Source organism: Haladaptatus paucihalophilus DX253 (genome assembly GCF_000376445.1).
In the GTDB taxonomy this organism is placed as follows: domain Archaea; phylum Halobacteriota; class Halobacteria; order Halobacteriales; family Haladaptataceae; genus Haladaptatus; species Haladaptatus paucihalophilus.
The window spans coordinates 1,173,900-1,195,312 of the sequence record NZ_AQXI01000001.1 but is presented as its reverse complement, the minus strand read 5'-3'; the positions used below and the strand labels follow the sequence as shown (position 1 = coordinate 1,195,312).

The following is a 21,413-nucleotide window of genomic DNA, read 5'->3' as shown; positions in this document are numbered from 1 at the left end:
CAGCTGTGAAACATTGTCCCACCGGTGACTATAACCGCGGAAATCAACCACCTGACACCATGGATGGTATGGTGCTACACAGGACGACACCCGTTCCCACTGTGGCTACGGCGGCAATATGCAGAGGGGAACGATGACCACCGACTACGACGTAATCGTGGGCGGATCCGGCATCGCCGGATCGACGACGGCGACGATCCTCGCCGACGCCGGGCTGGACGTGCTGCTGGTCGAGGCGGGTGCACATCCACGCTTCGTCATCGGTGAAGGACTGTTACCACAGAGTTCGATGTGGATGTGGATAGTCGGCGAATACTTCGATATCCCGGAGATACGGTATCTGAGCGACGCAAACGAGGTCGTAAACAACATCACGTCGTCGTGCGGGATCAAACACTCGATTGCGTTCAGCTACCACCGAGAGGGCGAGTCGTTCGACGGCGACGACGTCCACCAACTCATCCCGCCGCAGTTGCCGTTCTACAGCGAGAGTCACTTCCTGCGCGCCGATATCGACCACTACCTCGTCGAGACCGCCGAGGCGTATGGCGTCGAATACGTCGAAGAGATGCCCATCGTCGATGTCGATATCGATTCCGATGAGGTTACCGTCACCACCGACGACGGGACGACGACAGCCGCCTTCTACGTCGACGCGACCGGTGGCAACTCGGTCCTCGCCGAGGAGCGCGGCTACCGCGAGGACGCGCCAGCGTTCGCCACCGACTCTCGGGCCATCTTCGCACACGTAGAGGGACTGGAGCCGTTCGACGACGTGATCGCCGAAGCCGACCGTCCCGGACAGTCGAACCGTCTCCACGACGGGACACTCCACCACGTCTTCGACGGCGGCTGGATGTGGGTCATTCCGTTCGATAACTTCGAGCGCTCGGACGCGACGAAGGCGAGCGTCGGGTTAGTGCTCGACCGCGACGCCTACCCGGTCGATGAGTCCGTGACCCCTGAGGAGGAGTTCTTCGGCATCGTCGAGCGGTTCCCCGGTATCGCGCATCACCTCGAGGGTGTCGAGCCGACGATGCCGTGGATTCGAACGGGACGCCTCCAACGCAGCGCCAGTCGCTCGTCCGGCCATCGCCACTTCCTGACGGGAAGCACGTACGGCTTCGTTGACCCGCTGTACTCCCTCGGCCTGGTGCACACCTTCGAGTCGGTGTTCGTCTCGACGAACCTCCTATTGGACGCGTTCGAGGCCGAAGACTTCTCGGCCGAGCGCTTCGAGCGGCTCGACGAGCTCCACCGCGAGCAGACCGAGACGGTCGATGCCACCGTCAGCAACGCGTACAAGGCGCTCGGTGACTTCGCCGTCTGGAACGCGTGGGCACAGTTCGCGCTCGCACAGATGTTGTTCGAGGACCTCTACATCCAGCGCCACTGTTTCGACTACCTCGAATCGGGCGAGTGCGCGGTCTTCGACGGCCTGCTCACCGAACGCAGACCGGGCGACGAAGCGCCGTTCGCCCCTGATGCGAGTGCGATATTCGAGATCACATCGGTCGCACTCGACGACTACGCGACCGGAGAAGTGTCGGCCGAGGCGGCGGCCGAGGTCATCCTCGGCGAACTGCGCGACGCCGAGTGGCTGCCGAAGCACGTCTACGACTGGGGGAACGAGGATGCCCGTCACGTCGATTTCAGCGATCCGGAACTCGTCGAGGCGTTCATCACGTGGGGGAAGACCGAATCGCCGGACCATCTCCGCGAGCAACTCTTCGACTTCCAGCTTCCAGAGATGGAGTAAGCCGCGTTCTCTCGTATTAGTAAAAAACGGATGTCGGTTCGGTTGCCGTTCGTTCGAGTTCTGTTTCTAGAGCGATCGGATTTCTGTCTCGATATCGGCCGGAACGTCGATGGGATTCACGTCGCCCGGGTCGCCGTCGAAGAGAATTCGGTCCTGACCGCTACCGACGTATCCGTAGGCAATCGCAGTACCGTGACTTGTCACTTCGAGATGGTCTCGGTCGAGTAGCTCTTTGTCCTTGTATACCACACCCGAATCCGGAACTTCGATATCGAATTGTCCGCTGCCGTTGCCCGGTGCCGTCACGATGAGTTCGTTTTCCTTTGCGGCGGCGGCCGTTCCGGTCGCCGCTATACCACCGACGACCAACGACGCGGCGGCCTTTTTCACAAACGATCTTCTGCCTTCTGTATTTTCATCAGATATGCATTAGATAAAATATAGTTTATAAATATATATCTTTTCTAGATTAAATTATGAAACAATATGTTCACGGAATTGATTCCTTCGTTGTGCTATCCGTGTTGATAACGACCCAACCGTCGACACGAGACGAGTAAACGCGGTGGCCTCGGCACTCATAGGGTTCGTCATAACCAGCCGCCACGCCGGTTCGGAACGCCGTTCTCGTCATCGGCCATCCGGCGATAGGGACACCGGGGAAAAGAGCGTTTCCGTCGCCCTTCGTCGGGTTGCGGGTGCCCCGTCCGTTCTCGGGAGCCGGGAACTACTGTCAGTGTACAAGGCCGCGGAGGTCGAATATAGCCGCATGCACGTAGACGAATCCGGGTCGGAACACGCCGTTTCCGAGTCGGGGCGGACCGAACGGGTCTGGATGGTCGAACGGACGTTCTCGGCAGATTCGCCGCACATCTTGGTGACGGTCTACGCGACGCCGGACGGTGCTCGCTACCTGCAGAAAGAGCGGGCGTTCAATCGGTTCGGAACCGCGCCGGGACCGGAAGTGACGGCGGCAATCACGGTCGAATCGGAGCGTTTGACGCCCGTCACCGACGCCGAAACCAGTGATCGGTACGCGAAGGAAGCGGAGCGCATGCGCGACCGTCACGACCCGGACGACGCGGTGTAACCGGCACTTCTCGAACGAAACTGTCAGGAATAGAGTCGCTACGAAACCGCTTTTCTTCTCCCGTCCCTCTCTTCAACTATGGCAGACGTTCTCCCCGACGACGCCGAAGCGTGCCTCGCGGAGGAATCCGTGATGGCGCACCTCGCAACGTGTTCCGACGACAGACCGCACGTCGCGCCGGTCTGGTACCACTACGACGACGGAACGGTCTCGATTCTCACCGGCGGTCGGAAACTGGCGAACATCCGTGAGAACCCGCGCGTCGCGGTTTCGGTCCAGCAGGACACCGCCGGACGGGCGGAGTGGAAGGTCACGATGCAGGGAACGGCGATGGTCGTCGAGGACGAGGAGGAGACGCTCAAAGCCGCCGAGCGAATCAACCCGCGATACGGTGCGGATGCGGACGCTTACCCCGAGAACACGCTCGTGAAAATCGAAGTCGGGTCGGGGACGTTTACCCGCTACTGATTTTCGATTACTCTACTCGATTCGCTCCCGCGCGGCGGCGACGACCAGCGGAAGCGTGATGGTCGCGTCGGCGTAGACGGAGACGTTTCGGGCGGCCTTTTCGAGTTTGCCCCACGAGCGCGCTTCGTCCAGCGTGGCACCGGAGAGGCCGCCGGTCTGTGGCGGGTCCATCGTCAACTGGACGGCGTAGTCGTAGGCCTTGGGCGAGACGAGCATCGTCTGAAGGACGTAGTTTTTGGGCACGCCGCCGCCGACCACCATCGCGCCGGAAGTCTCTGCCTCGAACGCGAGGTCCGTGAGGTGGGTCATGTCTTTCAGCGCGTCCAGTTGGAAATCGGAGGTCTGGGAGTACATCCACGCCTGCAAGCCGAGAACTGAATCCTGCACTGCCGGACAGTAGATGGGAACGTCGTTCTCGTAGGCCGCCGCCGCGATTCCGGCGTCCTCCTCGATTCCCTCGCGTTCGTTCACCTCGCTGTTCGCGCGGCCGAGTTCCTCGACCATGCGCTGGATGGTGACCGTCTCCTCGATGTTCGGGAACACTTCAGAGCGGAGGTGGGACTCGAACAGCGCGAAGTGCTCTTGTGGAAGATAGACGTTGTAGATTCGGTCCACTTCCTCGTCGCGCAGTTGCTCGTCGTGTTCGCGCATGGATTTGTCGTCCTGCTCATCTCTCCCGTGGTGGTGCTTTCCCCCGATGCCCTCGATGGCGTCGTGGGTAAGGTTCGCGCCGGTCGTCACCAGCGCGTCGATGTGCCCGTCTCGGATGAGGTCTGCGACGATTTTGCGCATGCCGGTCGGCACCATCGCGCCCGCGAGGCCGAAGAAGTTGGTCACGTCGTCGGAGAGCATGTCGGCGTAGATGTCCACGGCCTTGTGGAGGTTCGCAGCACCGACACCCGCGGCCCCGTACTCGTCGGCCAGTTCGCCGACGGTCATGCCCGCACGCACTTCCGCGTGGGCTATCGGGTCGTGGTGAAACTCCTCGCGGTGGACGTGATGTTCGTCGTGGTCGTCTCCGTCGCCGTGGTCGTCGTTCATACTCCACAGTGTCGGCTACAGGCGATTCAATGTCCCGGTTAGAAACTGTGTTGCCGACTGCCACGAGGGCGCGCGTGGCGCGAGGTCAGCGGCCAGCGGCGCTTCGATTAGCCGTAACCGAAGTTCGGCTATCGGGGCCGGTCGGCGGCGGCCCGTGTCCGGCGAGACCGGAACGTGACCTCGATGGTTCCGGCGGTCCTCTCGGGCCGTAGAAACCCGCAGGACACGTCCGTTTCCTCGTCGCCACCCCTTTTAATACCTCCTGTTTCGACGAAATCGTATGACGAACGACGAAAAATCAGCTACCGAACACGAGTAGTTGTATGTCAGTGGAGGAGTAGTTGTACGTGGTCGCGTGAGTAGTTGTAGGTCGGCGACTGTGTAGTTACAGACCAGTTGGCGCGTCGATGAAGGTTGTCACCATGCCCCAGTCCTCGGCGAGCGATTCGAGCGAGCGCACGCCGAACGTCTCCGTCGCGTAATGTCCCGCGAGGAAGACGTTCAGTTCGGCCTCTCGCGCCTCGTGGTAGACCTTCTGTTTCCCTTCGCCGGTAACGAGCGCGTCCGCTCCGACGTCGACGGCCTCGTCCAACCAGTCCGCACCGCTGCCGGTGACGATGGCGACGTGTTCGATCTCGTCGGGACCGAAATCGAACCCTCGTACGCCTTGCCCGCCGGTGTCGAGTTCGTCGGCCAACAGCTCGCCCAGTTCCTCCCTCGTGAATTCGCCGTGACCCTGTTGGCCGATGTGTTCCGGTCCCATCCGACCGAACGGCTCGCGCGATTCGAGTCCGAGCAGGTCGGCGATGCCTGCCGCGTTGCCGAGTTCGGGATGGGAGTCGAGCGGGAGGTGGGACACGTACAGCGCCACGTCGTTCTCGATGAGCGGCGCGATTCGTCGGTAGTCGCGCCCCGTCACGCGCTCGATACCGCCCCACGAGAGTCCGTGGTGGACGACCAGCGCGTCCGCACCCCACTCCACCGCTTCCTCGATGGTCTGTTCCGCGGCGTCCACGGCGAACGCGACGCGTTCCACGGTGACGGACTCGGGGTCGTCCGGGCCGACCTGTAGCCCGTTCGCGCTGGCGTCGATGTCGGCGAAGTCCCCTGTTCGAAGTTGGTCGTCGTACCGCTGGGTGAGTTCGGCGAGGTTCATGCGTGACACTCGTGGTTCCGGCGGCTTGTATGCCCCGGCTTTCACGCGGCCTGCCATCACGGTTAAGGGGTTTCCGGGACGATATTTAGGTCCCCATCAGGGGAAAAGCGACAGACGAGGTGTTCGTTATGAGCAAGCTCCGTAAGGCCATGTCCACGTGGCGACGTCTTCCACGACGGTTCAGGCGACGTATCATGCGCAAAGTACGGCGCGCGCTCTAACCGCGCCTCTCCGCTTTTCGGGACGACCGTTTCGACTACGGAGCGGCATCTCTGCAATCCGCTCTCGTTCGCTGTCTTGCTGTCTTTCAAAAATGACTGCAAACTCCCGTTTCGGGTACGATGCTCAGTCCGTCGTTCCGGCGTGTGAAAACACGAACTCGCGCAACAGCTTTCCGGCGAGGGAGGCCGCTTGGCCGTCGTCGCGGTCGTTCACTTCGACGACATCGAAGCCGACGACGTCCGTCGTTTCGGCGACGTCGCGCACGACGTCGCGCATCTCTCGCGGCGACAGGCCGAACGGTTCCATCGTGCCGGTGCCGGGCGCGAACGCGGGGTCGGCGCCGTCGATGTCCACGCTGAGGTACGCGGTGCCGTCGAAATCGGGCTGCCAGTCGGCCACGTCTTCCGGCGGCACGACGGTCACGTCCGATTTCGCGGCGCGCTCCCACTCTTCTTCGCTGCCGGTTCGAGCGCCCAAGATAATCGCTTCGTCGGCGACGTCGAGGACGTGGCGGGTGACGGTCGCGTGGCTCAACGGGTTGCCGTCGTACTCCTCGCGCAAGTCGAGGTGGGCGTCGAGGCAGACGAACACGTCGGGGTCGGTCGCGCGAACGGCCGCCCCCGTGACGGTGTGTTCGCCCCCGAGGAGGAGCGGAACGGCGTCGTCCCAAACCACGTCGGTGACGACGCCTTCGAGGTACTCCACGTACTCCTCGGCGTCGTCCCACGCGTACACGTCACCGTGGTCGTGCACTGAACAATCGGAAAAATACTGCCCGGTTCGGTGGTCGTAGTCGTCGAACGTCCGAGCAAACTTCCGGATTTCGTCGGGACCGAACCGTGTACCGGGTTGAAACGTGGTGGACACGTCGAGCGGCGCACCCACCACCACGAAGTCCGCATGTCCGCGGTCGGTAGACGCGCCGGGGAACATTTAACGTACGATTTTACGTTGTTCTTCCATCTCGAGGTACTCGATGGTGTCGTCGGGCGAGATGTCCATTCCCTCGGGCGTCTTGATGGTGATGGTCTCGTAGGTGTCGAGGTCCATGACCTGTGCGACGGTTTCGCTTTCGACGCTGACGACCTGTCCCTGTTTACGGTTGATGATCGGGACCCAGATCTTCGCGTCAACGGGCTGGCTCAGGCTTCGCTTCTTGCCGTCGAAAACGCCTTTGCCCTCGATTCGGGCCTTCGCGCTACCGTGTTTGCCGGGCTTTGCCGTGCTGTAGGAGTTGATGACGCACGCGGCATCGTCCATCATCAGGTAGTTGCCTTCTTTAAGCTCGCGGACTTCCTTTTGCTCTTTCGCCATATCGCGGAATTGCCCTCCCGTCGGTATAAACCGTTTGGAAACGCTCCGCTGTCGCTCCATCGGTGTCGAGAGTGAAGAATACACAGGAACCCCGAATAGAACCCGGATGGGAAACGTTTTCCACGACGCCTACGACCGTGGCTGGCTTGCGCCAGTTTCACGAACGCCGTTTTCACGCCGTCCGTTACTTGGTCTTCACGACCGTCCTTGCGGACGATTATCGCGTCGCTTCGGTTTTCCGTCGGAGCGTTGACCTCGTTGTCGTTTGACCGACGACTTGGTGTTTGCTCCGCGTTTCTGCCTAATCGACGGAAACCATCCGGTTTGTTCTCGGAGTTCCTGCTACAACTGAACCTTGGTCATCGATGGTTATGAACCTTTTTCAGGAGTTCGCACATGTTGAATGTGAACAAATGTCATGGAAGGGCTTTTGCTTCTCGGCTCGAATCGCCACATATGCCGGAACATCCGCTGAAACAGCGGTTCGTCCTCGATACATCCGTCTTCCTCTCCGAGGAAATCCGCGTCGGAGACGAGGGATTGGAGGACGCCATCGAACGACTTCTCGACTCCATCGCCACCGCGAAACTCGCGCTCAACATCTCCTGTTACATTCCGCCCTCCGTTCACGACGAACTCACCGCCATCCTCGAAGAGCGCGGCGTCTCGGAGCCCGTCCTCTCGAAACTCGAAACGTGGGTCATCAAGAAGAACCCCGCCCGCTTCGAGGTGATGATTCCCGCCGATCTCGTCTACCGGTTCATCGACGAGATGAGCGGCCGCGTGGACAAGGGCCTCCGCGTGTCCGAAAACGCCGTCAGGGAAGCGTCCGACAACGGACAGGCCGACGTGGGGACGGTCATCTCCGACCTCAGAAGCCAGTACCGTTCCACGCTCCGCCGCGGCGTCCTGGACTCCCGCGAGGACTTCGACCTGCTCATCCTCGCCCGCGAACTCGACGCGGGCGTCGTCACCGAGGACACCGGCATCATCAACTGGGCCGAGGATTTCGGCCTGCGCTACCTCCGCGGCCGCGACTTCCCGCCGCTCCTCGAATCGTACCTCGACGCGAGCGAAGAGATGTGATTTCGAATTAAACGGAACGAACTCCCTCTCGTCGCCAAAATCCGGTTACGCGTGCCGTTCGAGGAACGATTCGACGCGTCCTAATCCGTCTTCTAACTCCTCGGCGGGCAGTCCGAACCCGATGCGGAAGTACCGGTCGTAGCCGAACAGGGTCCCCGGCGCGAGGACGACGCTCTCCTCTTCCACGACGCCGCGACAGAACGCCTCGGCGTCTTCGAACCCGTCCGGAATCCGAACGAACCCGTTGACGCCGACCGGGTCGTACCACTCCAGTCCGTGTTCGTCCACGAACTCGCGCACGCGGTCGCGGTTGCTCGCCGCCAACTCGCGGTTTTCCGCGAGAATGTCGTCTTCGTGCTCGCCGAGCGCCTGCCGAGCGACGTGCTGGTCGATGATGCCCGGCGAGATGGTGGTGTAATCCTTCCACTCCCACGCACCTTCGACGACCTCTTCCGCCCCGACGAGCCAGCCGAACCGCAGGCCAGCGAGTCCGTAGGCCTTCGTGAGACTCGTCGTGCTGATGCCGTACTCGCCCATGCTGGCCACGGGGTCCACGGGGTCGGACGCGAGCAGTCGGTACACCTCGTCACAGAGCAGGTACGCCCCGGCGTCTTCCGCGAGGTCGTAGACGGCCTCGACCTTCTCCTGCGGATGGTACCGGCCGGTCGGATTGTTCGGGTTGTTGAGGACGACGACGTTCGTATCCTCCCGAATCGCGTCGGCGACGGCGTCCACGTCGAGTTCCCACTCCGGCGGTTCGAGCCACACCCTGCTCACCTCGCCCATCGACTCGGGGACGGCGTGGAGTGCTTGGTAGGTCGGCGTGACTACTACCGCGTGCGCACTTCGCGCACGGGGCGAAGAGGCGGCGTCGCCGCCGACTGCGTGTCCGTCGTCGTCCAGCAGGCTCAGGAACGCCAGAAAGTTCGCTTCCTGCGTCCCGCAGGTGAACAGCACTTCGTCTTCGCTCCGACCGTAGCGCTCGCCGACCTCGGCGCGGAATTCGGGGTCCCCGTTCGTCGGGATGACGTAGCCCAACTCGCCGGGGTTCAAATCGAAGCGGTCGGCGTCGAGGCTTCGGATGCCGCTCTCGGCCAGCATGATGTCGGCCTCGTGTTCGTACTCGGCGAACCAGCGCTCCAAGCCGAAGGGTTCGATGTTCATACCCGGACTTGGGCGCGGTCGGTCGAAAAGCTACGGAATGTGGCAGGGAGGGAATTGAGAGAACAATCGCGGTGACGGGACGGATTTCTCTGGACGGGTCGTACTGTTTGTCGTGACCGATGGTCGAACCGGTGGGGAAACGGACGCTGACGAGGAAGCGCGAATCGGTCGGAGAAAGAACGCTTGCTTCGGCGAGGATGGCGCTCCAATCGATTTCACTGCCACATATTGCACTAAGCGGGTGTGGACACCTGTTTTGAGTAAGATGTTGATTATAGAATAATGACCTAAGAGAGTTCTCACTCAATTCATCCCAGGCCTAATGAGATGAGGGATAAAATCGCTGCTAATACACAAGCATACGTTATCCAACTCTGTTTGGCTGGTCCATTTATTTTCGCAGCTCGGAATACACCATAAACACCAGTGATTGCCATTATCAGTGCCCCAATGAGACCAATTACTACCCAGAGTGAGAGGGGCTCTGTCTGAAGCTCAAGTACGGACTGAATGACCCAGGTACTTCCCGTAATGGCGATAGCAAACCAACAGACTCGAGATGAGGCCATAGATTGAAATTGGTTTGGGATCGAAAAGTTCTTTCGTTCAATATTAAAGTCGAGACAATTGGGCGAGAGCTACTGCCGCTTATACTGCCCACAGGAAGTCAACCGCCCAAATCGGCCAAATTCGAGGAATCGACCTCGCTTCCGTCTTACGTTCTACTTCGGTTATCAAATCAATCACGCATCTTAAAACGTTCCGAAATCCCAGAAAACAGACGTCTTTCCCCAGAATTGTTCGGGATAGCCGAACCAAATCGGCAATCCCGTGTCTGATTTGTATTCAGACACGTGATAGAAATGCAGCAATCCTGAATGTTTTTATTACCGTACAGAGAAGTTTTGAAATACCATGTCTGGTCCACCAGGACGCACCCCCCGACCAGCAGAGACCAACACCCGACGCTCATTCAGTGGCCATGGCACCCTCACAACCGTCGAAAAAGATGGCCTTGGCCTCCTCATCGACGACACCGTCTATGCATTTGCCGATATCTCCGTCCCCTGTATTCCATTGCTCTACGTCATTATGGTCACTACCGCAGTCGAATTTGGCGGAATCAAAAGCGCGGCCATGATTGGATGGCTAACAATGGTCCTCGGAACAGCCTTGATCCGTGGTGGCTGGATACAGCCGCTCTTTACTGACATCCCCGGCTGGGTTTCGCTAACTCCACTGCTGATCGGCCTCCGGTTCCTCTATTTCAACCTCGCGTTAGCCGTCATCGCCTATGGCGGTGATTTGCTCGGCAAAACAATCCAACTTCCCTTACTCCCAATGGGGTGGGCAGTCGTGATTGGCGGACTTGCCGTTGGAAGTTTCCCATCGCTCGCTGGAGCAATTGCGACCCGGCGGCACACGTGATCTAATACCAATGACTCTACCGGCCCATCAAGAATTGGCCAAAGTCCAGTATGAAATTCACCGATCAATCATTGTATAGGAAATGAACACGACGACTTCGATGTCTGCACGAGTCTAATAGCTCGGTGAAACGCCTCCAGAAGAATTCATAGACATAGTAATAGAAAATAACAATAATTTTTTGACGTACGCCCCCGAAGTTCGAGACTGAGAGTGTGAGTACCAATGTCATCCTCAACGCCCCGAAAATCAGAGCAGAGATTTCCAACCATCTCAGCTACCGATCCCGTTGGTGACCTGGTGTACGCGGTATTCGATATCTCAATCCCTGCACTGCCAGTCCTCGTTCTCATTCTCAATTTAGAGCCGATTTCTGCGATTGGTGTTAAAAATGCGCTTGTTTTTGGGTGGGGAACCGCCGTTGTCGGTATTGCTCTCTTCTATGGTGAATGGGTGACACCACCAACGCGAACAGAGCCTGGCTGGCTTTCGCTGACACCCTCGTTGTTTGGCGTGAGAATACTCTACTATAATGTGCTGCTGTTAGTGGCGGGGTATTGTGGTGGCTACATTGGGTCGTTTTCCCATTCGATGTATCTCTCAGCACTCGTCGGGATTACCATCAGTACAATTGCGATCAGCTTCTTCCCTTGGGTCGTTGATCACTACTGGTCGTCCTCCTCAAAATGACCTGTTGCTAGCTCCAACGCGCCTGATTCAAGCACTTAACCATCCATCCGCCGCCAGTAGATATGCCAGCACCCGTCGCCATCGAATCAAGCAGTCTCAATTGGCGTTTGCGTGATCGAATTCAGTTATCCGATTGAATGTGAGTTCCACTGTTATCCGCCTAATGACGCCAATCAGCAGCTGTGTGTTCCCATCATTTTCGAGTATTCGCGTTGCAAGTCGCTCAACGTCAGTCGTCTCGTGTCTCGTCCAACACGATAGCAAGCTCGTTATAAGCGTATCGAACAGGGCCATTTCAGGAGCATACACAGACACTTCGCTATGAATCGCTGTGAACAATCGCCAGACAGATCGGAAGTGAAGACGTAAGTTGATATAATATACTAACCTTCGTGAGAGTCTGAATTAGTCAAAAACGAGCGATTGAGAAGATGGGAGGGCTGAAAGCGTCGGTAGATGGAAAAATAATGGGAGGAACAAATGGAACTTCCGTTTTTAAACAGGTTTCGTGGTCCGGAATTATCATGGGGTTTCGGCCACGTAATGCACTATGGATCGACGGTCTGCCGTTCGAATGCTAGGGATACTGGTGGTTGTCCTTCTGGCTGCTGGATGTCTCACACAATCGATCAGCATCGGAATGACAGCCGAGAATAACACTAGCAAGGACAAATATGTCTGGATCGGGTTACGAGATGCAAACAACGAGTCGATAGGCAGCTACGACTTTCTCCTGCAACCAAATGAGCGCAAGGAGGCTAATATGAATCTTGATACGAACACTGCGTCAGTGCTCATTGAGGCAAACAGCAGTACAAAACGACTGAATTTCACTGGGTGTTCGCCAAAACAGATCGATGTCACCATCACACCTCCCGAGAAGATTCATGCCACTACGAACTGTAACAAGTCGTGAACCGAAACACTGTACCCCAAGTCGTATCACACCCGGTCGGTTATCGGCTGTCATTCGCTATTGGCCTCTTTAACCTGCAGTGATCCGCCGCAGTCACCGGAGCTGTACTTCTCAGGGTGCTTTACGACTTTTGAGCGCCGATAGCATGCGAACAGTTCGTTACAATCCTCTAAGATCACCCACCAGTCCAGGGTGAGAAAGCGTTGCGCATAGATTGATTCGGGGGGTCCGTGGGGAGCTACTTCCGCTTATTAAATCAACAAGGAATGGGGTTACAGGTTCCGGTCATAGACGTTCTTTCGATGGCCGACTGCAAGCACCCGCAGCACATCGGTATCCCGCTTCCAATCGATAATGACGCGATAATCACCGGCTCGAAGTTTGTAATAGGGATAATTAGTCAATGGTTCAAGTCTGTGTTCTGTCCACTCAGTGGCTTCGTCGAGTTTATTGAGAATTCGATCTTGAATGTCATGTTCCAAGTCTTCTATCTGCTCTACTCCTCTATCAGACCACTCGACTGTGGTCATTCTTCGCTATGTCCAAGTCGTTCACGCACTTCATTGTGAGAGACGGTCTTGCCTTCCTCGAATTGCTTTTCACTGATTCGGATGTCCTCAAGCGTCTGGTCTGAGAGCGTGATTGGGTTCTCCTCCATGTACCGACGGATGGTATGACGGGCGAAATCGCTTTTATTGACGAATTTACCGGTCTCTTCGATATATTCGTTGATATCGTCATCCATTCCATCGGGGACTTTGATTGTCAGTGTTGTCATCGTAGTACGATAGTAGTTCTATCGTATTGAATATTGTGTTGACGGTCACTGTGAGCAATGAGTCGCCCGATGTGAGAGGCCTAACGCTTCCGCTTATGAGATCATGGGGCAAAAGCCCGACTTCATGCTGAGTGGAGAGCGTGTAATCAGATGAATTGTGATGGAACACCCGTAGATTGCCGTGTCTATCTCTTCTGGTCTTGTTGGTGGGCGATACGCTGTTGAGCGTCGGCAATGGCTTCTATCGCGACGAGAAGTCGCCACAGTAAGTAGAGCGGAATGATGATTAGTGCGGGAAGCAGTCCAAGTAGAGGTTGACCCGCTAACAGAATTGATTATAGTAAAAATAGTATATATAGAACAATTATCGTGGTAGCCCAACTTCGCGGAATGGACGGCGGTGACGAGTTAGCCATACCTTCCCTCTATTCGCTGTTATCTTAACCATTCTCCTGACCGTTTCTTTTCACTCACCGTTAACCACCACCTCTCCCTGTAACCGATACGCATCCTCTATGCAAAACGACGTGACGAACAGTATCCTCGGTTGAGAGTCTGGTCGATGATCGGACCACACTACGATCCGCGCACAGATCCATTCGGGGGTCCCGGGGTGGTGTTACTTCCGCTTATGGATTCAAGGATCAGAAACCGACTTCACGCTGATTAGAGCGCGTTTTATCAGTCCAAACCCGGCCCACGATCGAACAGCAGTACTGGAACACTCACCAGAACCGCGAGCAACAGACCCGATCCGATGATAGCGAAAAACGCGTCTGAAACCGCCTCTGTTGTCACATAATCGTACGACAAAGCAATCGTCGTGACTACAGAAAACCCGATGAAAAGTAGTTGGCGAAACTCAGAAGATCGGTGCACAGAGGGCACATTCATGCTATCTATCAGAACACTCGTGAATAAATAAGTATAGGTGGTGATTGATAGATCGTCACCATCCCGACTACTAGATATCGTGAATTCGACTCAGGGAACGCCGACGTACTTGTGACGGCGGTAGAGGTACAGCAGACCGAGCGGGATGCCGATACCGAACCACATGGCGAGGCCGAGGAGGGTGTATTCGGACCGAGGTTCCCACTCTGACACCGACGCGATGTACCGCCGGTCGAAGTGAATTCCGACTGCGACGGCGGCGGGGGCGGTGAAATACGCGAGAGCGAGAACGAGTCCGACCAGCGGCGGAAGGTACGAGAGGGTACTCGACGGTTCGAGGCGGAAGGCAATCGCGGAAACCGATAGGCCGAGCGCGGCGGAAATCGACAGTAGCAGACTCGGGAGGAGGAGTATCCACCAGTGGCTCTCGGTGCTGGTGGCGGAGGGATGGGCGGTTGTAGTCACAGTTGCAACGTGTCTCCGCCGTGGAAAAAGGATATTGGAATTTCGCTGACATTGGGTGGCGGACGACGAACCGCAAGACAGCAACGGTGTCAACGAGTTCCTACTCCCCGCCTCGATCCCGCAGGTTCTGGCGCGTGAACTGCGGCGTCGCCCGAATCCCGCGCCGTTTGCGGAACGAGCGGTAGAGCAGGAGGGTGATGAACAGCGAGATGACTCCGGCCACCGCGGCGGCGGGGAACGCTTCCGCGGCGTACAGCACCGCCGTCGTCAACCCGCCGAAGGCGAGGAGGATGCCGTAGATGAGGCGTTTGGCCAGCAGGTCGAACACGTCGTTGTTGTCCTCGATGCTGACGCGGGCGTAGAGGTCGTCGCGGTCGATGCGGTCCAGCGCCCGTTCCAGTTTCGGCGGCGTCCGAACGAGCGACTGGGCCGACGCTTGCAGTTGGTCGCCCGTTTCGGAGACGTACTGCTTGATGGACTCCTCGCGGTAGCCCTCCTCGGTGAGGTACTCCGTCGCCACCGCGATGAAGTCGAAGCCGGGGTCGAGCGTGACACAGACCCCTTCCACGACCGTCGCCACGCGGAGAACGAGCGCGAGGTTCGACGGCAACCGGAGCGGGAACTCGTAAATCGTGTCTTCGACTTGCGAGACGATTTGTTGGACGCGGTAGGTCTCGATGTCCTCGCCCCGCGCGTCCTCGATGGCGAGTTCCATCACCTTCCCCATCGTCACCCGGTCGGCTTCCGGGCTGAGGGTCCCCATCTCGATGAGGGCGTCGAGGATGCCCTCGATGTCCTGGTTCGCCACCGCGATGTAGAAGTCCACGATTTTGCGCTGGATGAACTCGTCCACCCGCCCGCTCATGCCGAAGTCGTAGAAGATGATGCGCCCGTCGTCCGTGACGGCGAGGTTGCCCGGATGGGGGTCGGCGTGGAACACGCCGTCCTGAATTATCATCTGGAGGTACGCCCGCTGGAGCGTCTCGGCGAGTTCGTGGCGGTCGAGTCCCTCCTCGTCGAGTTCGTCGACGCGGTTTATTTTCGTCCCGCCGAGGTACTCCATCGTGAGGACGCGGGACCCGGAACGACTCGTGATGACGCGCGGAATGGCGATGTCCGGGTCGTCCGCGAAGTTCTCGCGGATTTCGGTCAACATCGACGCCTCGCGGCCGTAATCCATCTCCTCCCGAATGGTGCGGCCGAACTCGTCGGCGAGGTTTTCGAGCGAGAAGGCTCGCGCCTGTCCGATAAAGCGCATGAGGAGCGGGAGCGACCAGCGGATGACCCGCAGGTCCGCCTCGACCAACTCCTCGATGCCGGGGCGTCTGACCTTCACGGCGACGCGCTCGCCGTCGATTTGCGCGGCGTACACCTGTCCGAGACTCGCGCCGCTTATCGCCTCGGTGTCGAACTCGTCGAAGTGATCCTCGACGGGGCCGAGTTCGGCCTCGATGACCCGTTCTGCGTCCTCCCACGGCGCTGGCGGCACTTCGTCCTGAAGCTTCGAGAGTTCGTCCACGTACTCCGGCGGGAGGATGTCGGGGCGCGTCGAGAGCAACTGCCCGAGTTTGATGAACGTCGGGCCGAGGGTGAGCAGCGATTCGAGGAGCGTGTTCGCCCGCTCGATTCGCATCTCGCTGGTCACCCGTCGGGACGACCCGAAAAACAGGAATCGGTTCCGGTCGCGGGCGTAGCTCACCAGCAGCGGCAGGAAGTGCCATGCGACGACGACGAACCGACGGTATGCGCGGAGGAATGCCAGTGTGACCACCCGCGCTTAGCGGCTCGTGACCGGCACCGACTCGTCGGGAGCCGACGACTGTTTGGGGAGCGTGATTTCGAGGACGCCACGACCCACCGCGGCTTCCGCACCCGCGCCGGTCGCGTCCGGCGGGAGCGGGAGTTCGGCGTCGAGGAACAGGGGCCGCTCCTCGCTCACGTAGTCGAACTCCATGGGGACGTTCTTCTCGCGCCGCGCTTCTATCTGGAGGCGGCCATTCGTCACGTCGATGTCGATAGTTTCCTCGGTGACGCCGGGCATATCGAGGACGAGGAGATACGCCTCATCGTTCTCCAACAGGTCCGCGAACACGGCGTCCGGGAGTTCTCGCAACGCATCGCGCAGCGCTGACATAGTTCCGTGTTAGGAGGCAGGACCGAAAAAGGGTACGGTATCGACGGTCGTGTTACCATCCGAGCACGAACGCGCCGATGGCGAAAAACAAGACCCCGGCGACCACGAAGGGAAGTCCCTTCCACGCTACGCGCAACGTCGCGCCGCGTTCGTCCGTGTCGGAAACGAGGAACCGGGTATCCTCCCCGTGGCCGATGACGACGTTCACCTCGCCCGCGTCGTGTCCGGCGCTCGCGTCGTAGCGCGCCTCGCCGAGGATGTGAACCGACTCGTCGGGGTCGAGCCGCCGTTCGATGTATTTGCGGTCCTTTCCCGTGTTCAACTCGACCACCTTCAGGTCGAGGCTTCGTTCCTCGGAGTCCACGTCGTCGTTTCGCCGGATGAACTCCACGACCCGTTCGGGCGGCCGCGTCCCGCCGCGGACGTCGATGGAGCGTTCGGCGCTGAAGCGAAAGTCGGCCGCGCGCGGATCGACGAGCGCGCTCGCCGTCTCGTCCTCGATGCGGAAGGGCGTGTGGTTCCGCCCCGAATCGATGGTCTCCCAGTGGCGACCGTTCTTCGAGTTGCGCTCTTCTTTCACGACGTACTCGTAGGCGAGACACTCCGTTCCGGTGAACGGCGACGTGACGGTCCCCCGTTCGGGCTGGGCGGTCCCTTCGACTTCGACCGGGCCGCCGTCGCCCAACGACATCACGTCGCTCGGGTCGTTGGTGAGGATACGATACGCGAGCACGAGTTCGCGCCCGCCGTACCAGATCATCACGCAGCCGAGAACGACGGCGACACCGGCGAGGGCGAGGGCGAACGGGTGGTTGAGGAGGGCCATGCGGGACGATGCTGTCTACGGAACGATAAGTGTTCCCCGCTCCCTTTTTGCCCATCGTCCCGAACGGGTTCATATGAGCGACCATCAACCGGACAGAAAACGGTCCGGGTTCAAGGAAACGACGCGCGTGTCGGCGGCGCGCGACCGATTGCGCGAGGTCGTCGCCGGTCACGACCGAACCGATTCCATCCCGCTCCGGGACGCGGACGGACGGATCCTCGCGGAACCGGTCGATGCCCCGCGAAACGTCCCCCACTACTCGCGGGCGGCGATGGACGGCTACGCGGTTCGTGCGCAGGACACCTTCGGAGCCAGCGGCCGGTCGCCCGAGGTCCTCCGCCGCGCGGAGGAGATGGCACCCGGCGCGGCGGTTCGAGTGCACACCGGGAGCGAGGTACCGGAGGGCGCGGACGCCGTGGTGATGATAGAGCAAATCGACGAGTTCGGCGAGGAGGTCGAGGTGTTCGACGCCGTGGCGGAGGGCGAAAACGTCGCTCCCGTCGGCGAGGACGTGGAGGCGGGCCAATCGCTGTACGAGGCCGGACATCGACTTCGCCCGTCGGACCTCGGCATGTTGAAATCCGTCGGCGTGAGCGAGGTCACGGTGTACGACCGGCCGCGCGTCGCCGTGATTCCGACCGGCGAGGAACTGGTGCAGGCCGACCCGGAACCGGGCGAAGTCATCGAGACGAACGGCCTCACCGTCTCCCGTCTGGTCGAGCGGTGGGGCGGCAGCGCGACCTACCACGACGTCGTGACCGACGACGAGGACCGACTCCGCGAGGCCATCGAGTCGAACCTCGACCACGATATCGTCGTCACGACCGGCGGGTCCTCCGTGGGGGCACGCGACCTGCTCCCGGAAGTCGTCTCCTCCATCGGCGACGTCGTCGTCCACGGCGTCGCGCTGAAACCGGGCCATCCCGTCGCGCTCGGCATCGTCGAGCACGGCTCGGCGAACAGTCGGAACGCTTCGAGTTCCGAGGGTGCGGTCGAAGGGACGCCGGTCGTGATGCTTCCCGGCTATCCCGTCGCCTGTATCATCAACGCGATGCAGTTCCTCCGCCCCGCGCTGAAGTGGTCCGGTCACCTCCCGCTGGAGGACCCCCCGACGACCGCCGCCCGCCTCGGACGCAAGATTCGGAGCGAACCCGGCGTCCGGTCGTTCGTCCGGGTGACGCTGGACCGCGAGGGCGACGAACCGGTCGCAACCCCGACGCGAGCCAGCGGGTCCGGCGTCCTCTCCAGCGTCGCGCTGGCCGACGGCTGGGTCGAGGTTCCCGAAGGACGCGAGGGGATTCCCGAGGGCGAGACGGTCGCCGTGGCGAACTGGGAGTGGTCCGCATGACTTCGACCGGACAATCCGCGTCCGATAGCGTCACGCTCACCGCGGGGGGATTCGCGTGACCGACCGAAAGGAGTTCCGCGACCTCGCCGAACCGGAACGAGCGCACGAGGCGATTGCATCGCTCGACCTCTCACCCGAACCGGAGTCGGTCGCGCTCACGGAGGCGCGCGGTCGCGTGCTGGCCGAGCGGTTCGACGCGGAGCGCGACGTGCCGGGGTTCGACCGCGCGAGCATGGACGGCTTCGCGGTCAAAGCGCGGGATACCTTCGGAGCGGACGAGGCCGACCCAACCGTCCTCGACCTCGTTGGGGAGGTTCACGCCGGGACGGAACCCGACGTGGAAGTCGGCGAGGGCGAAGCCGTCGAGATCTCCACCGGGGCCGTGATGCCGCCCGGCGCGGACGCGGTGGTGATGGTCGAGCGAACCGACTACGTGGACCGCGACGACGGGACGGGCGTCGAAATCCGAACCGCCGTGGCACCCGGCGACCACACCATGCTGGCCGGGGCGGACATCGCGGCGGGCCAGCGCGCCCTCGGCCCCGGAACGCGACTCACCGCCCGCGAAATCGGCTTGCTGTCGGCCCTCGGCGTGGACGAGGTGCCCGTCCGCGGAACGCCCCGCGTCGGCATCATCTCCACGGGCGACGAACTCGTCCGCCCCGGCAACCCGCTGTCGGACGAGGCGGGCCAAATCTACGACGTGAACAGCTACACCATCGCCGCCGCCGTCGAAGAGGCGGGCGGCGACCCCGTTCTGTACCCCCACGCTGGCGACGACTACGAGGAGATGGAGCGCCTGCTGTTGGAGGCTTCCGAGGAGTGCGACCTCGTGCTCTCTTCCGGTTCGACCAGCGCGAGCGCCGTGGACGTCATCTACCGCGTCATCGAATCGCGCGGCGAACTCCTGCTCCACGGCGTCGCCGTCAAACCCGGCAAACCGATGCTCATCGGGCGGTTCCCCGATTCCGCGTACGTCGGCCTGCCGGGCTACCCCGTCTCCGCGCTGACCATCTTCCGGGCCTTCGTCGCGCCCGCCATCCGCGAGGCGGCCGGACTCCCCGCCCCCGCCACCGCGACCGTCGACGCGCGGATGGCGACCGAGGAGCGCTACGGCGAGGGCCGAATGCGACTCATGCCGACCGGTCTGGTCGAGGACGAACACGGCCGCACGCTCGCCTACCCGGTGGACAAGGGCAGCGGGGCCACGACCAGCCTCGTGGAGGCCGACGGCGTGGTGACGGTGCATCCCGACACGGCCTATCTTGCGGAGGGTGAGGAGGTTTCCGTGCGACTCTTCTCGCCGGACGTTCGCCCGCCGTCCGTCCTCGGCGTCGGCGAGGACGACCCCGCCCTCTCCCGACTGCTCGATTCGCTGGACTCTCCACGGTACCTCCCGTTCGGCAGTCGGGAAGGGTTGCGCCGCCTCCGGAATGGCGTACCCGACTTCGCGGTGGCGACCGGGGAGGCGGAACCACGGTCCGACGAACGTGCGAGCGGCGACGCCGCGAGCGATGCGGAATCGCGGTCCCCGAGCACGGGCACCGAACTCGCCTCCTACGTCCGCGAGTGGGGACTCATCGTTCCTCCCGACAACCCAGACGACATCGAGGGCTTGGCCGACCTCGTGGACCGCGACCTCCGATTCATCAACCGCGGGACGAACTCCGGCCTTCGGACCACGCTCGGGAACGCCGTCGCCGACCTCGCCGAGGAGCGCGAAACGACGCGCCACGAACTCGTCGAATCCATCACCGGATTCGAACTCACGGTGAAGGCCCACGAAAGTCCGGCCAGAAAGGTCGCCGCCGGGACAGCGGACGCCGGACTCGGGTTGCGCTCGACGGCGGAGAACTCGACCTCGGGTTCGTCCCGCTCGGCGAGGAGCGAGTTCGCATCCTCGTCAATCCGAACCGCGAGGAAAAGGCGGGCGTCGAGGAACTGGCGGCCGCGCTCGACTCGACGTTAGTCGGTGTTCTCGAAGGTCTGTCCGGCGTTCGACCATAGCTCGTCGAAGCTGTTCACGCGGTAGTCGCCGAGGACGCACTGTCTCCGACGGGTCGGGTCGTGTCGCTCGACGTGGACCGCATCCAGCCCCGCGTTCCACGCCGCGCCGATGTCGCTCGACCCGTCGCCCGCGAGGACGCCGCGGTCGGTGCCGTTGACGTCGAGTTGTCCCATCGCGTGTTCGACCGGTTCGGGGTCGGGTTTCCAGCCCAGTTGTTCGTCACAGCAGACGACGGTATCGAACCAGTCGCGGATGTCGAGTCCGTCGAGCACCGGGTCGGTGAGGAATTGCTGACAGTGGGTCACCAATCCGACCGGGCAGTCGAGGTCGGCGACGAACGCGGCGTCGTCGTAGAGGAAGGTGTTTTCGGCGCGAACTTCCGGGTCCTCGATGGAGTGGAACGCCTCCCAGAACTCCACCGGGTCGAGACCCCACCGTCGGAGTTGGGCGTCGCGAGACCCGCCGAGACCGTGCCAGATGATTTCGGATTCGTAGTCCGTAAACTCGTAGCCGAGGCGGTCACTCACCCGCTCGAACACCGAGCGAACGTACGACGGGTCGATGTCGATGAGCGTCCCGTCCAAATCGAGCAGCCAAAAATCGTACTCACGGGCGACCATTGGGGT

At 60.7% G+C, this 21,413-nt stretch carries 20 protein-coding genes and 1 pseudogene; 8 read left to right on the top strand and 13 right to left on the bottom strand.

The window, feature by feature from the left end:
* The first annotated feature begins 133 nt into the window (after window positions 1–133).
* A complete protein-coding gene (locus tag B208_RS0106705) occupies window positions 134–1,759 on the top strand; it encodes an NAD(P)/FAD-dependent oxidoreductase (protein WP_018128779.1) in 1,626 nt (541 codons plus the stop codon).
* Between the two features lie 66 nt (window positions 1,760–1,825).
* Here B208_RS0106705 and B208_RS0106700 read toward each other — a convergent pair whose 3' ends face one another.
* On the bottom strand, window positions 1,826–2,149 hold the full coding sequence (locus B208_RS0106700; RefSeq protein WP_007977936.1) for a hypothetical protein: 324 nt from the start codon (window positions 2,147–2,149) through the stop codon (window positions 1,826–1,828).
* A gap of 379 nt (window positions 2,150–2,528) precedes the next feature.
* Here B208_RS0106700 and B208_RS0106695 point away from each other — a divergent pair, with 379 nt between their 5' ends.
* Together B208_RS0106695 and B208_RS0106690 are read left to right on the top strand one after the other, a co-directional pair.
* Window positions 2,529–2,849, top strand: a complete 321-nt coding sequence (locus B208_RS0106695; protein ID WP_007977934.1) for a hypothetical protein — start codon at window positions 2,529–2,531, stop codon at window positions 2,847–2,849.
* A 78-nt stretch (window positions 2,850–2,927) separates the two neighbouring features.
* A complete protein-coding gene (locus B208_RS0106690) occupies window positions 2,928–3,317 on the top strand; it encodes a pyridoxamine 5'-phosphate oxidase family protein (RefSeq protein ID WP_007977932.1) in 390 nt (129 codons plus the stop codon).
* A gap of 12 nt (window positions 3,318–3,329) precedes the next feature.
* Here B208_RS0106690 and B208_RS0106685 read toward each other — a convergent pair whose 3' ends face one another.
* The 4 genes from B208_RS0106685 to B208_RS0106670 form a co-directional block, all read right to left on the bottom strand.
* Window positions 3,330–4,358, bottom strand: coding sequence for a deoxyhypusine synthase (locus B208_RS0106685; protein WP_007977930.1), 1,029 nt, complete (start codon window positions 4,356–4,358; stop codon window positions 3,330–3,332).
* Between the two features lie 385 nt (window positions 4,359–4,743).
* On the bottom strand, window positions 4,744–5,514 hold the full coding sequence (locus tag B208_RS0106680; RefSeq protein ID WP_007977929.1) for a Nif3-like dinuclear metal center hexameric protein: 771 nt from the start codon (window positions 5,512–5,514) through the stop codon (window positions 4,744–4,746).
* A 345-nt stretch (window positions 5,515–5,859) separates the two neighbouring features.
* Window positions 5,860–6,669, bottom strand: coding sequence for an agmatinase (speB, locus tag B208_RS0106675; RefSeq protein ID WP_007977928.1), 810 nt, complete (start codon window positions 6,667–6,669; stop codon window positions 5,860–5,862).
* Entirely contained in the window at window positions 6,670–7,050 is a 381-nt protein-coding gene (locus B208_RS0106670) for a translation initiation factor IF-5A (protein ID WP_007977927.1), read from the bottom strand. It abuts the gene before it with no gap.
* 456 nt (window positions 7,051–7,506) lie between these two features.
* On the opposite strand from B208_RS0106670, the gene B208_RS0106665 reads away from it, so the two are divergent.
* Entirely contained in the window at window positions 7,507–8,136 is a 630-nt protein-coding gene (locus tag B208_RS0106665) for an RNA ligase partner protein (protein WP_007977926.1), read from the top strand.
* 45 nt (window positions 8,137–8,181) lie between these two features.
* Here B208_RS0106665 and B208_RS0106660 read toward each other — a convergent pair whose 3' ends face one another.
* Complete coding sequence (locus B208_RS0106660; RefSeq protein ID WP_007977925.1) at window positions 8,182–9,300, bottom strand: aminotransferase class I/II-fold pyridoxal phosphate-dependent enzyme; 1,119 nt, start codon at window positions 9,298–9,300, stop codon at window positions 8,182–8,184.
* A gap of 915 nt (window positions 9,301–10,215) precedes the next feature.
* On the opposite strand from B208_RS0106660, the gene B208_RS0106655 reads away from it, so the two are divergent.
* Both B208_RS0106655 and B208_RS23765 read left to right on the top strand, forming a co-directional pair.
* Window positions 10,216–10,728 carry a hypothetical protein gene (locus tag B208_RS0106655; RefSeq protein WP_018128778.1) on the top strand — a complete coding sequence of 171 codons (513 nt, stop codon included), beginning with the start codon at window positions 10,216–10,218 and terminating at the stop codon, window positions 10,726–10,728.
* Between the two features lie 225 nt (window positions 10,729–10,953).
* The gene (locus B208_RS23765; RefSeq protein ID WP_139025488.1) at window positions 10,954–11,418 is read left to right on the top strand and encodes a hypothetical protein; all 465 of its coding nucleotides are present in this window, start codon (window positions 10,954–10,956) and stop codon (window positions 11,416–11,418) included.
* Between the two features lie 1,188 nt (window positions 11,419–12,606).
* On the opposite strand, the gene B208_RS0106640 is transcribed toward B208_RS23765, so the two are convergent.
* The 6 genes from B208_RS0106640 to B208_RS0106610 all read right to left on the bottom strand — a co-directional run bounded on the left by B208_RS0106640 (window position 12,607) and on the right by B208_RS0106610 (window position 17,431).
* Window positions 12,607–12,864 (bottom strand): type II toxin-antitoxin system RelE family toxin, encoded by a 258-nt coding sequence (locus tag B208_RS0106640; protein ID WP_007977921.1) that lies wholly within the window; start codon window positions 12,862–12,864, stop codon window positions 12,607–12,609.
* Window positions 12,861–13,112, bottom strand: coding sequence for a ribbon-helix-helix domain-containing protein (locus B208_RS0106635; RefSeq protein ID WP_007977919.1), 252 nt, complete (start codon window positions 13,110–13,112; stop codon window positions 12,861–12,863). The genes B208_RS0106640 and B208_RS0106635 overlap by 4 nt, the downstream gene beginning before the upstream one ends.
* 984 nt (window positions 13,113–14,096) lie before the next feature.
* Entirely contained in the window at window positions 14,097–14,471 is a 375-nt protein-coding gene (locus B208_RS0106625; RefSeq protein WP_007977918.1) for a hypothetical protein, read from the bottom strand.
* Between the two features lie 100 nt (window positions 14,472–14,571).
* The gene (locus B208_RS0106620) at window positions 14,572–16,242 is read right to left on the bottom strand and encodes an ABC1 kinase family protein (RefSeq protein WP_007977917.1); all 1,671 of its coding nucleotides are present in this window, start codon (window positions 16,240–16,242) and stop codon (window positions 14,572–14,574) included.
* A 6-nt stretch (window positions 16,243–16,248) separates the two neighbouring features.
* A complete protein-coding gene (locus B208_RS0106615) occupies window positions 16,249–16,605 on the bottom strand; it encodes an Hsp20/alpha crystallin family protein (protein ID WP_007977916.1) in 357 nt (118 codons plus the stop codon).
* A gap of 52 nt (window positions 16,606–16,657) precedes the next feature.
* Window positions 16,658–17,431, bottom strand: coding sequence for a GIDE domain-containing protein (locus B208_RS0106610; protein ID WP_007977915.1), 774 nt, complete (start codon window positions 17,429–17,431; stop codon window positions 16,658–16,660).
* A gap of 73 nt (window positions 17,432–17,504) precedes the next feature.
* Between B208_RS0106610 and B208_RS0106605 the strand changes: the two genes are divergently transcribed.
* Both B208_RS0106605 and B208_RS0106600 read left to right on the top strand, forming a co-directional pair.
* Complete coding sequence (locus B208_RS0106605) at window positions 17,505–18,779, top strand: molybdopterin molybdotransferase MoeA (protein WP_007977913.1); 1,275 nt, start codon at window positions 17,505–17,507, stop codon at window positions 18,777–18,779.
* A 55-nt stretch (window positions 18,780–18,834) separates the two neighbouring features.
* A pseudogene (locus B208_RS0106600) lies at window positions 18,835–20,786 on the top strand (molybdopterin biosynthesis protein).
* On the opposite strand, the gene B208_RS0106595 reads toward B208_RS0106600, so the two are convergent.
* On the bottom strand, window positions 20,745–21,407 hold the full coding sequence (locus B208_RS0106595; protein ID WP_007977909.1) for an HAD family hydrolase: 663 nt from the start codon (window positions 21,405–21,407) through the stop codon (window positions 20,745–20,747). The pseudogene B208_RS0106600 and the gene B208_RS0106595 sit on opposite strands and share 42 nt — an antisense overlap.
* Window positions 21,408–21,413 lie beyond the last annotated feature (6 nt).

Excerpts from the sequence above, each read along its gene's own strand:
- B208_RS0106705 (WP_018128779.1), top strand. The coding sequence starts at position 134 with ATGACCACCGACTACGACGTAATCGTGGGCGGATCCGGCATCGCCGGA.
- B208_RS0106615 (WP_007977916.1), bottom strand. The coding sequence starts at position 16,605 with ATGTCAGCGCTGCGCGATGCGTTGCGAGAACTCCCGGACGCCGTGTTC.
- B208_RS0106670 (WP_007977927.1), bottom strand. The coding sequence starts at position 7,050 with ATGGCGAAAGAGCAAAAGGAAGTCCGCGAGCTTAAAGAAGGCAACTAC.
- B208_RS0106635 (WP_007977919.1), bottom strand. The coding sequence starts at position 13,112 with ATGACAACACTGACAATCAAAGTCCCCGATGGAATGGATGACGATATC.
- B208_RS0106655 (WP_018128778.1), top strand. The coding sequence starts at position 10,216 with ATGTCTGGTCCACCAGGACGCACCCCCCGACCAGCAGAGACCAACACC.
- B208_RS0106605 (WP_007977913.1), top strand. The coding sequence starts at position 17,505 with ATGAGCGACCATCAACCGGACAGAAAACGGTCCGGGTTCAAGGAAACG.
- B208_RS0106610 (WP_007977915.1), bottom strand. The coding sequence starts at position 17,431 with ATGGCCCTCCTCAACCACCCGTTCGCCCTCGCCCTCGCCGGTGTCGCC.
- B208_RS0106680 (WP_007977929.1), bottom strand. The coding sequence starts at position 5,514 with ATGAACCTCGCCGAACTCACCCAGCGGTACGACGACCAACTTCGAACA.
- B208_RS23765 (WP_139025488.1), top strand. The coding sequence starts at position 10,954 with ATGTCATCCTCAACGCCCCGAAAATCAGAGCAGAGATTTCCAACCATC.
- B208_RS0106690 (WP_007977932.1), top strand. The coding sequence starts at position 2,928 with ATGGCAGACGTTCTCCCCGACGACGCCGAAGCGTGCCTCGCGGAGGAA.
- B208_RS0106640 (WP_007977921.1), bottom strand. The coding sequence starts at position 12,864 with ATGACCACAGTCGAGTGGTCTGATAGAGGAGTAGAGCAGATAGAAGAC.
- B208_RS0106595 (WP_007977909.1), bottom strand. The coding sequence starts at position 21,407 with ATGGTCGCCCGTGAGTACGATTTTTGGCTGCTCGATTTGGACGGGACG.
- B208_RS0106665 (WP_007977926.1), top strand. The coding sequence starts at position 7,507 with ATGCCGGAACATCCGCTGAAACAGCGGTTCGTCCTCGATACATCCGTC.
- B208_RS0106695 (WP_007977934.1), top strand. The coding sequence starts at position 2,529 with ATGCACGTAGACGAATCCGGGTCGGAACACGCCGTTTCCGAGTCGGGG.
- B208_RS0106685 (WP_007977930.1), bottom strand. The coding sequence starts at position 4,358 with ATGAACGACGACCACGGCGACGGAGACGACCACGACGAACATCACGTC.
- B208_RS0106660 (WP_007977925.1), bottom strand. The coding sequence starts at position 9,300 with ATGAACATCGAACCCTTCGGCTTGGAGCGCTGGTTCGCCGAGTACGAA.
- speB (WP_007977928.1), bottom strand. The coding sequence starts at position 6,669 with ATGTTCCCCGGCGCGTCTACCGACCGCGGACATGCGGACTTCGTGGTG.